Origin of the sequence: Bradyrhizobium sp. SRL28, from assembly GCF_018596315.1 — a bacterium.
Lineage (GTDB): Bacteria > Pseudomonadota > Alphaproteobacteria > Rhizobiales > Xanthobacteraceae > Bradyrhizobium.
In genome coordinates, this window is sequence record NZ_JAHEAG010000004.1 from 378,664 (window position 1) to 391,484 (window position 12,821).

The window sequence follows — 12,821 nt, forward strand, 5'->3', positions numbered from 1 at the left end:
TGATCGGTGATTCGTCACCGGGTTTGCTGTCAGGCGTGAGCCTCCGAAGCTGACGCCTTCGCATCGAGGATCTTGCGATGCCGCGTTTGTTTGCTGGACTGGAAATTCCGGCCGAGATCGGCCAGAGCCTTTCCAATTTGCGTGGCGGCCTTCCTGGCGCACGCTGGATCGATCCCGAAAATTACCACGTCACCTTGCGCTTCATCGGCGATATCGACGGCATGTCGGCGAATGAAATCGCCTCGATGCTGTTTCGGATCAACCGCAAGCCGTTCGAGGTCAAGGTGCAGGGCCTGCAAAGCTTTGGCGGCAAGAAACCGCGCGCGGTGGTCGCTGCCGTCGAGCCGAGCCGGCCGCTGATCGAACTGCAGGCCGAACTCGAACGGCTGATGCAGCGGCTCGGGCTCGATCCCGAGGGCCGCAAATTCACGCCGCATGTGACGCTGGCGCGGCTGCACGATGCGTCCAGCCAGGACGTTGCCGACTATCTTTCGGTGCGCGGCTACTTTCCGAGCCGGACGTTCATGGCCTCGCGCTTCGTGCTGTTCTCGTCCCGCGCCTCCACCGGCGGCGGGCCCTATGTGGTCGAGGATTCCTACGCGCTGAGTGCGTGAGGCACCAATACGTAGCCCGGATGGAGCGAAGCGAAATCCGGGATAAATCACCCGGCTGGCGAGACCGTCCCGGATTGCGCTACGCTCCATCCGGGCTACGGGGTTGGGTGTGACGCGCCGTGTTTGCATACCCCCGGCACCAATTCGCGGCTTGCAATTTTCGCACGCTTAAGGCCGAAAGGGGGCCATGCTGTCGACCCCACCCACCTCGTTCCTCGCGCATTATCAGGCGCTGGTTTCCTCCGGCGCGATCGAGGCCGATCCCGCGCAGGCCGACGCCGCCGAGGCGTTCGCAGCGCTCGAGGAGCGGCTGTCGAGCTACAAGCCGGTGCGCAAGCTAAGCCTGCTTGGCCGGTTGTTCGGCGACAAAAGCGAGCCGCCGCCGCGGGGGCTTTATGTTCATGGCGAGGTCGGCCGCGGCAAGACCATGCTGATGGACCTGTTCTTTCAGCAGAGCCCGGTCCAGCACAAGCGCCGCGCCCATTTCCACGAATTCATGGCCGAGGCGCATGAGAAGATCTACGCCTATCGCCAGAACATCGCGCGCGGTGAAATTGCAGATGGCGACGTCATCGAGCTGACAGCCAACGCTATCTTCGACGAGGCCTGGCTGTTGTGCTTCGACGAATTCCACGTCACCGACATCGCCGACGCCATGATCCTGGGGCGGCTGTTCTCGAAACTGTTCGAGCTCGGCACCGTCGTGGTGGCGACCTCGAACGTCGCGCCCGAAGACCTCTACAAGGGCGGCCTCAACCGCGCACTGTTCCTGCCGTTCATTTCGCAGATCGCGGATCGCATGGACGTGCTGCGGCTCGACGCGCGCACGGATTTCCGGCTGGAAAAACTCGCAGGCGTGAAGATGTGGCTGGTGCCGCCGGATGATGAGGCCGGCGCCGCGCTCGACCGGGCCTGGCGCAAGATGACGGGCAATGCGCCCTGCAAGCCGCGGGACATCACGATCAAGGGCCGCGTTCTGCGCGTGCCCTGTTCGGCGCATGGCGTCGCGCGCTTTGCTTTCTCCGATATCTGCGAAAAGCCACTGGCCGCGTCGGATTATTTGCGGCTGGCGCACGATTATCACACCATCCTGATCGACCGCATTCCTGTCATGGATTACCCCGAGCGCAACGCCGCCAAGCGTTTCATCTCGCTGATCGATACGCTCTACGACAATGCCGTGAAGCTGATGGCCTCGGCCGAGGCCGATCCGCTGTCGCTGTATCTGGCGACCGATGGCGTTGAGGCCAACGAGTTCAAGCGGACCTCGTCACGGCTGATCGAAATGAGCTCGGAATCGTACCTGGCCCTGCCGCACGGCCGGAAGGATTCCGCCGCGAGCGGGTCGAGTACGGGGCTGGTGGAGACGTAGTCTCTCCGACGTCATTGCCTGCGACAAACGCAAAGCGTTTGCGCAAGGGAGCGAAAGCGACGAAGCAATCCATCTATCCCCGTGCGGTGAGGTGGATTGCTTCGCTTCGCTCGCAATGACGGGGAGGGCGGCCGTGGCATACCTGACCGAAATCGAGGCGGGGCCTTAGAATTGGGCACGCCCCCGCTTGAACCGGTCATTCGAAAGGGATAACCAGCCATCCAACTTCCTCGTCCATCCCTCATCTTCGTCTCAGAAGGACAAATTTCCCATGGCGCGCGACAAGATTGCTTTGATTGGCTCCGGTCAGATCGGCGGAACGCTGGCTCACCTCATCGGCCTGAAGGAGCTCGGCGACGTCGTGATGTTCGACATCGCGGAGGGCGTTCCCCAGGGTAAAGCGCTCGACATCGCGCAGTCGTCCCCGGTCGACGGTTTCGACGCCCACCTCACCGGCGCCAATTCCTACGACGCGCTCGATGGCGCCAAGGTCTGCATCGTCACCGCCGGCGTGCCGCGCAAGCCCGGCATGAGCCGCGACGATCTCCTCAGCATCAATCTCAAGGTCATGGAGCAGGTCGGCGCCGGCATCAAGAAGTATGCCCCCGACGCCTTCGTCATCTGCATCACCAATCCGCTGGACGCGATGGTGTGGGCGCTGCAAAAGGCTTCCGGCCTGCCGCACAAGAAGGTGGTCGGCATGGCCGGCGTGCTCGATTCCGCCCGGTTCCGCTACTTCCTGGCCGATGAGTTCAATGTCTCGGTCGAAGACGTCACCGCCTTCGTGCTCGGCGGTCACGGCGACACCATGGTGCCGCTGACGCGCTACTCCACCGTGGCCGGCATTCCGCTGCCCGATCTCGTCAAGATGGGCTGGACCTCGCAGGCGCGCATCGACGAGATCGTCGACCGCACCCGCAATGGCGGCGCCGAGATCGTCAACCTCCTCAAGACCGGTTCGGCCTTCTACGCGCCGGCGGCGGCGGCGATCGCAATGGCGGAGAGCTATCTGAAGGACAAGAAGCGCGTGCTGCCCTGCGCCGCCTATCTCAACGGCGAATACAGCGTGAAGGACATGTATGTCGGCGTTCCCGTCGTCATCGGCTCGAAGGGCGTCGAGCGTATCGTCGAGATCGAGCTGGCGGGCAAGGACCGCGAAGCCTTCGACAAGTCGGTTGGGGCCGTTCAGGGCCTCGTCGACGCCTGCAAGAAGATCGCGCCCGACCTGCTCGGACGCTGATTTTACTCGGCTTTCGCCCCTTCGCCGGGGCGAAAGCGTTTTCAGGGTTGCAGTTCTATTGGTATATGGTATGCCAACTACCAATGCCGGTGAACTGTAGAACTCGCCGCTAAGGGTTTTGGGGAGCGTCCAGATGAATATCCATGAATACCAGGCCAAGGCTCTGCTGCATGAATTCGGGGTGCCGATTTCGCGTGGCGTGCCTGTGTTGAAGGCCTCGGATTCTGAAGCCGCCGCCAAGACGCTTCCCGGCCCGATCTGGGTGGTGAAGAGCCAGATCCATGCCGGCGGCCGCGGCAAGGGCAAGTTCAAGGAAGCTTCCGCCGGCGACAAGGGCGGCGTCCGCATCGCCAAGTCGGTCGGCGAGGTCAACGAATTCGTCAAGCAGATGCTGGGCGCGACCCTGGTCACGATCCAGACCGGCGCGCACGGCAAGCAGGTCAACCGCCTCTACATCGAAGAAGGCTCCGACATCGATAAGGAGTTCTATCTCTCGATCCTGGTCGACCGCGAAACTTCGGAAGTGGCGTTCGTGGTTTCGACCGAAGGCGGCGTCAACATCGAGGAAGTCGCGCACAACAACCCGGAAAAGATCGTGACCTTCTCGGTCGATCCGGCGACCGGCATCATGGGCCATCATGGCCGCACGGTGGCGAAGGCGCTCAATCTCTCCGGCGATCTCGCCAAGCAGGCCGAGAAGCTGGTGGTGCAGCTCTATAACGCCTTCACCGCCAAGGACATGGCGATGCTGGAAATCAATCCGCTTGTGGTCACCAAGCAGGGCCAGCTCCGCGTGCTCGACGCCAAAGTGTCGTTCGACGACAACGCCATGTACCGCCATCCCGAAGTCGCAGCATTGCGTGACGAGACCGAGGAAGACGCCAAGGAAATCGAGGCGTCGAAATACGATCTCAATTACGTCACGCTCGACGGCACCATCGGCTGCATGGTCAACGGCGCCGGTCTTGCCATGGCGACCATGGACATCATCAAGCTCTACGGCATGGAGCCCGCCAACTTCCTCGACGTCGGCGGCGGCGCCAGCAAGGAGAAGGTCGCGGCAGCCTTCAAGATCATCACCGCGGATCCCAACGTGAAGGGCATACTCGTCAACATCTTCGGCGGTATCATGAAATGCGATATCATCGCCGAAGGCGTGGTCGCGGCGGTCAAGGAAGTCGGCCTGAGTGTGCCACTGGTGGTGCGGCTCGAAGGCACCAATGTCGACGCCGGCAAGAAGATCATCCGCGACTCCGGCCTCAACGTGGTGCCGGCTGACAATCTCGATGACGCCGCACAGAAAATCGTGAAAGCCGTCAAGGGAGGCTAGCGATGGCTGACCATCTCGCCGCACCGACACCGCTGGAAGAACACCGCCGGCTCGCGGTTTTTGCGGGCGAGTGGACCGGCGAGGAAGTGGTCTATCCGTCGCGCTGGAACGCCGGCGGTCCGGCGACCTCGCATGTCGTCGCGCGCATGGACCTCAACGGCTTCTATCTGATCCAGGACACCCGTCAGATGCGCGACGGCAAGGAGAGCTTCGCCACCCATGGCGTGTTCACCTACGATCGCGACGACCGGACCTACAAATTGTTCTGGCACGACTCGCTCGGCTATTACTCGCCGGCGCCGGCTTCCGGCGGCTGGGCCGGAAAATCGCTGATCCTCGTGCGCGGCTCGCTGCGCGGCAACGCACGCCATGTCTATGAAGTCGTCGACAACGACAACTACACCATGAAGATCCAGTTCTCGCCCGACGCCGAAGGATGGGCCGACGTGCTCACCGGCGTCTACCGGCGGATTCACTAAACCCATCGTTCCCGGTCACCTACGAAAGCGTTCTCAACCATGTCCGTTCTGATCGACAAGAATACCAAAGTCATCTGCCAGGGTTTTACCGGCAAGAACGGCACGTTCCATTCGGAAGCCGCGATCGCTTACGGCACCCAGATGGTCGGCGGCACCTCGCCGGGTAAGGGCGGTTCGAAGCATCTGAACCTGCCCGTGTTCGACACCGTCGCCGAGGCGCGCGAGAAGACCGGCGCCGATGCGTCGGTGATCTATGTTCCGCCGCCGGGCGCGGCGGATGCTATCTGCGAAGCGATCGATGCGGAAATTCCGCTGATCGTCTGCATCACCGAGGGCATTCCGGTGCTCGACATGGTGCGCGTGAAGCGCTCGCTGTCGGGATCGAAATCGCGCCTGATCGGGCCGAACTGCCCGGGGGTGATGACTGCGGGCGAGTGCAAGATCGGCATCATGCCGGCCAACATCTTCAAGCCCGGCAGTGTCGGGATCGTTTCGCGGTCGGGCACGTTGACCTACGAAGCCGTGTTCCAGACCACGCAGGAGGGCCTCGGCCAGACCACCGCGGTCGGCATCGGCGGCGACCCGGTCAAGGGCACCGAATTCATCGACGTGCTGGAGATGTTCTTAGGTGACCCCAAGACCACCTCGATCATCATGATCGGTGAAATCGGCGGCTCGGCCGAGGAAGACGCCGCCCAGTTCATCAAGGACGAGGCCAAGCGGGGCCGGAAGAAGCCGATGGTCGGCTTCATCGCCGGCGTCACCGCCCCTCCCGGCCGCCGCATGGGCCATGCGGGCGCCATCATCTCCGGCGGCAAGGGCGACGCCGGATCCAAGACCGCGGCCATGGAAGCGGCCGGAATCACGGTCTCTCCGTCGCCGGCACGGCTCGGACATACCCTTGCCGAAAAGTTGAAGTCTTAATTCAGTCCTTGGTTCTTTTAGGCGCGAATATCCGTCCTAAATAGGGTAAAGGTGCTTTACCGAGCTGGTTCGGGCCTCCGGACCGGCTAAAGCGCCGTTTTCCACGCGCAAAGCGAAAATTACCAGGACGCCATCAATGTCTCGCCAGGACGCGAATGCAGCATTTGCCCTCTCTTCGTTTTTGCAGGGCACCAACGCCACCTACATCGACGATCTCTACGCCCGCTACGAGCAGGACCCCGCGTCGGTCGATGGCGAGTGGCAGGAATTCTTCAAAAGTCTGAAAGACACCCCGGCCGACGTCCAGAAGAACGCCGAGGGCCCCTCCTGGGGCCGCGACAACTGGCCACTCACCCCGCGCGACGAACTGACCTCGGCGCTGGACGGCAACTGGATCACCGTCGAGAAGGCCGTCGGCACCAAGCTCGCTGCGAAGGCGCAGGTCAGGGGCGCCGAACTATCGACTGCCGACGTCAACCAGGCGACGCGCGATTCGGTTCGCGCCTTGATGCTGATCCGCGCCTACCGCATCCGCGGCCATTTCTTCGCCAAGCTCGATCCGCTCGGCATCGAGGCGCAGCGCGATCGCGAAGAGCTCGACCCGCGCACCTACGGCTTCACCGAAGCCGATTTCGACCGCAAGATCTTCCTCGACCATGTGCTCGGCCTTGAATACGGCACACTGCGCGAGATCGTCGCGATCTGCGAGCGCACCTACTGCCAGACGCTCGGCGTCGAGTTCATGCACATCACCAACGCGGCGCAGAAGGCCTGGATCCAGGAGCGCATCGAGGGCCCGGACAAGGAAATCAGTTTCACCCGCGAGGGACGCCGCGCGATCCTCAACAAGCTGGTCGAAGCCGAGGGTTTTGAAAAGTTCTGCGACCTCAAGTTCACGGGAACGAAGCGCTTCGGTCTCGACGGCGCTGAATCGCTGATCCCGGCGCTGGAGCAGATCATCAAGCGCGGCGGCAATCTCGGCGTGAAGGAGATCGTGCTGGGCATGCCGCATCGCGGCCGCCTCAACGTGCTGACCCAGGTGATGGGCAAGCCGCACCGCGCGCTGTTTCATGAATTCAAGGGTGGCTCCGCCAATCCGGACGCGGTCGAAGGCTCCGGCGACGTCAAATACCATCTCGGCGCATCGAGCGACCGCGAGTTCGACGGCAACAGGATCCATCTGTCGCTGACCGCCAACCCGTCGCATCTCGAAATCGTCGATCCCGTCGTGCTCGGCAAGGTGCGCGCCAAGCAGGACCAGCATGGCGATCCCCCGGATATGCGTATTTCCGTGCTGCCGATGCTGATGCACGGCGACGCGGCGTTCGCCGGCCAGGGCGTGGTGGCGGAATGCTTCAGCCTGTCCGACCTGAAGGGTTACCGCACCGGCGGCTCGCTGCATTTCATCGTCAACAACCAGATCGGCTTCACCACCTATCCGCGCTATTCGCGCTCCTCGCCCTATCCTTCCGATGTGGCGAAGATGATCGATGCGCCGATCTTCCACGTGAACGGCGACGATCCGGAAGCGGTGGTGTTCGCGGCCAAGGTCGCGATCGAGTTCCGGCAGAAGTTCCACAAGCCCGTCGTCATCGACATGTTCTGCTATCGGCGGCATGGCCATAACGAGGGCGACGAGCCGGCGTTCACCCAGCCGGTGATGTACAAGCGCATCGGCTCGCATCCGTCGACGCTGGAAATCTACGCCAGGCGACTGATCGCCGACGGCGTGATGACCGAGGGCGAGGTCGAGAAGGCCAAGGCCGATTGGCGCGCGCGGCTCGATGCCGAGCTCGAGGCCGGCTCCGGCTACAAGCCCAACAAGGCCGACTGGCTCGACGGCAAGTGGGCGGGCTTCAAGTCCGCCGATCAGGAAGAGGAGGCCCGCCGCGGCGTCACCGGTGTCGACATCAACATCCTGAAGGATATCGGGCGCAAGATCACCAAGGTGCCCGACGGCTTCCGGGTTCACCGCACCATCCAGCGCTTCCTGGAAAACCGCGCCAAGGCCATCGACAACGGCGTCGGCATCGACTGGGCGACCGGCGAGGCGCTGGCGTTCTGCACGCTGCTGCAGGAAGGCCGCCACGTCCGGCTGTCGGGACAGGACTCAGAGCGCGGCACGTTTTCGCAGCGCCATTCGGTGCTGATCGACCAGGAAGACGAGAGCCGTTACACGCCGTTCAACCATCTCGGTCATGACCAGGGGCATTACGAGGTCATCAACTCGCTATTGTCCGAAGAGGCGGTGCTTGGCTTCGAGTACGGCTATTCGCTGGCTGAGCCGAAGGCGCTGGCGATGTGGGAAGCGCAGTTCGGCGACTTCGCCAACGGCGCCCAGGTGCTGTTCGACCAGTTCATCTCGTCGGGCGAACGCAAATGGCTGCGCATGTCCGGCCTCGTCTGCCTGCTGCCGCATGGCTATGAAGGGCAGGGGCCGGAGCATTCCTCGGCGCGGCTCGAGCGTTTCCTGCAGATGTGCGCCGAAGACAACATGCAGGTGGTGTATCCCACCACGCCGGCGAATTACTTCCACGTGCTGCGGCGCCAGCTGCATCGCGAAATCCGCAAACCCCTGATCATGATGACGCCGAAGTCGCTGTTACGGCACAAGCGCGCGGTCTCGCGGCTCGACGAACTGGGGGCGGACACCACCTTCCACCGCATCCTGTACGATGACGCCCAGATGCTGCCCGACGAAAAGCTCAAGCTCGCGCCGGACGACAAGATCCGCCGCGTCGTGCTGTGCTCGGGCAAGGTCTATTACGATCTCTACGAGGAGCGCGAGAAGCGCGACATCGACGACATCTACATCATGCGCGTCGAGCAGCTCTATCCGGTGCCGCTCAAGGCGCTGGTGCAGGAGCTCGCACGCTTCAAGAACGCCGAAGTGGTCTGGTGCCAGGAAGAGCCGCGCAACATGGGGGCATGGCACTTCATCGAGCCCTATCTCGAATGGGTGCTGAACCAGATCCATGCGCCGAACCGGCGTCCGCGTTACGCGGGCCGTGCAGCGTCGGCCGCAACCGCCACCGGTTTGATGTCGAAGCACCAAGCGCAACTCAAGGCGATGCTGGATGAGGCGCTGAACTAGCCGTCATGCCCCGCCTTGTGCGCAATTGCGCACTGGGGCGGGGCATCCAGTACCCGGCGCCGTTAGAATTCGATCATGACCGCCTCGGTGTACTGGATCGCCCGCTTTCGCGGGCGATGACCGCTTTGGAACTGATGACTGCTTAAGGATATTGAGGAAAAGACAATGACTGAAATTCGTGTTCCGACGCTCGGCGAGTCCGTGACGGAAGCCACCATCGGCCGCTGGTTCAAGAAAGCCGGCGACGCCGTCGCGGTGGACGAGCCGCTGGTCGAACTCGAGACCGACAAGGTCACCATCGAAGTGCCGGCGCCATCCGCCGGTGTGCTCGGCGAGATCGCGGCCAAGGACGGCGAGACCGTCGCCGTCGGGGCGCTGCTCGGGCAGATCAACGAAGGTGCGGCCGGCGGCGCCAAGTCGCCCGCGCCCGCCAAGGCCGCCCCGGCTGCAGCGCCCGCCGCCGCGCCTGCTGCGGCTCCGAAGGCTGTGGCAGCGGATGCGCCGCTGGCACCGTCGGTTCGCAAACTCTCCGCCGAAAGCGGCATCGATGCTGCGACCGTGCCGGGTTCCGGCAAGGACGGTCGCGTCACCAAGGGCGACATGCTGGCCGCGATCGAGAAGGCGGCGTCCGCGCCGACCCCGGTCAATCAGCCGGCGGCTTCCGTGCAGGTCCGCGCGCCTTCGCCGGCCGACGACGCGGCGCGCGAGGAGCGCGTGAAGATGACGCGGCTGCGCCAGACCATCGCGCGCCGGCTCAAGGACGTGCAGAACACCGCCGCGATGCTGACGACCTTCAACGAGGTCGACATGACCGACATCATGGCGATGCGGGCGCAGTACAAGGATGTGTTCGAGAAGAAGCATGGCTCGAAGCTCGGCTTCATGGGCTTCTTCACCAAGGCCGTCGTGCAGGCGCTGAAGGACATCCCGGCTGTCAATGCCGAGATCGACGGCACTGATCTGATCTACAAGAACTACTACCACATCGGGGTTGCCGTCGGCACCGACAAGGGTCTGGTCGTTCCTGTGGTGCGCGACTGCGACCACAAGTCGATTTCCGATATCGAAAAGGGAATCGCCGATTTCGGCCGCCGCGCCCGCGATGGCCAGCTCAAGATCGACGAGATGCAGGGCGGCACCTTCACCATCACCAATGGCGGCATCTACGGTTCGCTGATGTCGACGCCGATCCTGAACGCGCCGCAGTCGGGCATCCTCGGCATGCACAAGATCCAGGAGCGGCCGATGGTCGTCGGCGGCAAGATCGAGGTGCGCCCGATGATGTATCTGGCGCTGTCCTACGATCACCGCGTGATCGACGGCAAGGAAGCGGTGACCTTCCTGGTCCGCGTCAAGGAAAGCCTGGAAGACCCGGCGCGTCTGGTGCTGGATCTCTAACGCCGCCGGCTTTGCCCGTGCCGGTGCGAAAAGCCGGCGCGGCGAGCCATGGATCGATGCGCGCCGACTTGTGAGGGCTGATGTGACGGACAAGGTTGTTGTGATCACCGGCGGCAGCCGCGGCATCGGCCGCGCCACCGCACTCGCTGCCGCCGCGCGCGGCTATCGCGTCGTGGTCGGCTACGCCACCAATCAGGGGGCGGCGAACGAAGTCGTTTCCCTGATCGAGCAGAAGAACGGCAAGGCAGTTGCCGTGAAATGCGATGTCGGCAGCGAGGCGGATATTCTCGCACTGTTCAAGGCATCAGATGAATTCGGAACGCTCGGGGCGCTCGTCAACAATGCCGGCATTGTCGGCAAGAGTGGTGTGCGTGTCGACGAGATGTCGGCCGAGCGAATCCAGCAAATGATGGCGGTCAACGTCACCGGCAGCATCTTATGCGCGCGCGAGGCGGTGAAGCGCATGTCGACCCGGCACGGCGGCAAGGGCGGCGTCATCGTCAACCTCTCCTCGGTCGCGGCCCGACTCGGCGCGCCCAACACCTATGTCGACTATGCCGCCTCCAAGGGCGCAATCGATTCCTTCACGATCGGGCTTGGCTATGAAGTCGCGGGTGAGGGCATCCGCGTCGCAGGAATCCGACCCGGACTCATCGATACCGATATCCACGCCGCTGGCGGCGAGCCCGATCGCGCGCACCGGCTGGCGCACCTAGTGCCGATGAAGCGCGTCGGCAGCGCGGATGAAATCGCCAACGCCATCGTCTGGCTGATCTCGGACGAGGCCTCCTACGTCACCAGCGCCATCCTTGATGTCTCGGGTGGGCGGTAATACCTGACACGTTTCTCAGCTACAGGACTTCATCATGGCTTCCTACGATCTCGTCGTCATCGGCACCGGCCCGGGCGGATATGTCTGCGCGGTGCGCGCGGCGCAACTCGGCATGAAGGTCGCCGTGGTCGAGAAGAACGCGACGCTGGGCGGCACCTGCCTCAATGTCGGCTGCATGCCATCGAAGGCGTTGCTGCATGCCTCCGAAATGTTCGAGGAGGCCGGGCACTCCTTTGCCAAGATGGGCGTCAGCGTTTCCGCGCCAAAGCTCGATCTGCCATCGATGATGAATTTCAAGCAGCAGGGCATCGACGGCAACGTCAAGGGCGTCGAGTTCCTGATGAAGAAGAACAAGATCGACGTGCTGAAGGGCACCGGCAAGATCCTCGGGACCGGCAAGGTAGAAGTCAGTGGCGACGGTAAGACGCAGACGGTTGAGACCAAGAACATCGTCATCGCCACCGGCTCCGACATCGCGCGGCTGAAAGGCATCGAGATCGACGAAAAGCGCGTCGTGTCGTCGACCGGCGCGCTGTCGCTGGAAAAAGTGCCGGAAAGAATGCTGATCATCGGCGCCGGCGTGATCGGCCTCGAGCTCGGCTCGGTGTGGCGCCGGCTGGGGGCGGAGGTCATGGTCGTCGAATTCCTCGACCGCATCCTGCCCGGCATGGACGGCGAAGTGGCGAAACAATTCCAGCGCATGCTCGAAAAGCAGGGCTTTGCGTTCAAGCTCGGCGCCAAGGTCACCGGCGTCGATACGTCGGGCAAGATGTTGAAGGCCAGTGTCGAACCGGCAGCCGGCGGACCGGCGGAGATGCTCGAAACAGATGTGGTGCTGGTCTGCATCGGTCGCGTGCCGTACACCGAAGGGCTCGGCCTCAAGGAAGCCGGCATCGCGCTCGACAATCGCGGGCGCGTACAGATCGACTCGCATTTCTCGACCAGCGTGAAGGGCGTCTATGCGATCGGCGACGTGGTGGCGGGGCCGATGCTCGCACACAAGGCCGAGGACGAGGGCGTCGCCTGCGCCGAAATTATCGCAGGCCAAGCGGGCCACGTGAACTACGATGTCATCCCGGGCGTCGTGTATACAACGCCGGAAGTGTCATCGGTCGGCAAGACCGAGGAAGAGCTGAAGCAGGCGGGCGTGGCATATACTTCGGGCAAATTTCCGTTCACCGCCAACGGCCGCTCCAAGGTCAACCAGACCACTGACGGTTTCGTGAAGATTCTCGCAGATGCGAAGACCGATCGCGTGCTCGGTGTGCATATTGTCGGCCGCGAAGCCGGCGAAATGATTCATGAAGCCTGCGTTCTGATGGAGTTTGGCGGTTCTGCCGAAGATCTGGCGCGCACGTGCCATGCCCACCCGACGCGCTCGGAAGCGATCAAGGAAGCCGCGCTTGCGGTCGGCAAACGCGCCATCCATATGTGATCGAGACCCGGTGCATACCGGGTCGAGTATGATGGAAGAAGCGGCTATCCAATTTCCCAGAATGATCATGCTTTGAACGCAGAAATAGAGCGGAGCGACCAAT

At 63.0% G+C, this 12,821-nt stretch carries 10 protein-coding genes; all 10 read left to right on the top strand.

Translation table 11 applies throughout. The annotated features are described in order from the left end of the window. Positions 1-77 precede the first annotated feature (77 nt). The 10 genes from thpR to lpdA all read left to right on the top strand — a co-directional run bounded on the left by thpR (position 78) and on the right by lpdA (position 12,718). On the top strand, positions 78-614 hold the full coding sequence (gene thpR / locus KIP88_RS13320) for an RNA 2',3'-cyclic phosphodiesterase (RefSeq protein ID WP_214488355.1): 537 nt from the start codon (positions 78-80) through the stop codon (positions 612-614). 187 nt (positions 615-801) lie between these two features. Further along, complete coding sequence (gene zapE, locus KIP88_RS13325) at positions 802-1,986, top strand: cell division protein ZapE (protein ID WP_214488356.1); 1,185 nt, start codon at positions 802-804, stop codon at positions 1,984-1,986. A 271-nt stretch (positions 1,987-2,257) separates the two neighbouring features. After that, a complete protein-coding gene (gene mdh, locus KIP88_RS13330) occupies positions 2,258-3,226 on the top strand; it encodes a malate dehydrogenase (protein ID WP_214488358.1) in 969 nt (322 codons plus the stop codon). Between the two features lie 133 nt (positions 3,227-3,359). Beyond that, on the top strand, positions 3,360-4,556 hold the full coding sequence (gene sucC / locus KIP88_RS13335) for an ADP-forming succinate--CoA ligase subunit beta (RefSeq protein ID WP_214488360.1): 1,197 nt from the start codon (positions 3,360-3,362) through the stop codon (positions 4,554-4,556). Positions 4,557-4,558: 2 nt separating this feature from the next. After that, positions 4,559-5,035 carry a DUF1579 family protein gene (locus KIP88_RS13340; protein ID WP_214488362.1) on the top strand — a complete coding sequence of 159 codons (477 nt, stop codon included), beginning with the start codon at positions 4,559-4,561 and terminating at the stop codon, positions 5,033-5,035. 39 nt (positions 5,036-5,074) lie between these two features. Further along, complete coding sequence (sucD, locus tag KIP88_RS13345; protein WP_214488364.1) at positions 5,075-5,959, top strand: succinate--CoA ligase subunit alpha; 885 nt, start codon at positions 5,075-5,077, stop codon at positions 5,957-5,959. Between the two features lie 136 nt (positions 5,960-6,095). Continuing rightward, the gene (locus tag KIP88_RS13350) at positions 6,096-9,053 is read left to right on the top strand and encodes a 2-oxoglutarate dehydrogenase E1 component (RefSeq protein ID WP_214488365.1); all 2,958 of its coding nucleotides are present in this window, start codon (positions 6,096-6,098) and stop codon (positions 9,051-9,053) included. A gap of 165 nt (positions 9,054-9,218) precedes the next feature. After that, positions 9,219-10,451 (top strand): 2-oxoglutarate dehydrogenase complex dihydrolipoyllysine-residue succinyltransferase, encoded by a 1,233-nt coding sequence (odhB, locus tag KIP88_RS13355; protein ID WP_214488366.1) that lies wholly within the window; start codon positions 9,219-9,221, stop codon positions 10,449-10,451. Between the two features lie 82 nt (positions 10,452-10,533). Continuing rightward, positions 10,534-11,283, top strand: a complete 750-nt coding sequence (locus KIP88_RS13360) for an SDR family oxidoreductase (RefSeq protein WP_214488368.1) — start codon at positions 10,534-10,536, stop codon at positions 11,281-11,283. A 34-nt stretch (positions 11,284-11,317) separates the two neighbouring features. Then, a complete protein-coding gene (gene lpdA / locus KIP88_RS13365; protein ID WP_214488369.1) occupies positions 11,318-12,718 on the top strand; it encodes a dihydrolipoyl dehydrogenase in 1,401 nt (466 codons plus the stop codon). Positions 12,719-12,821: the final 103 nt, after the last annotated feature.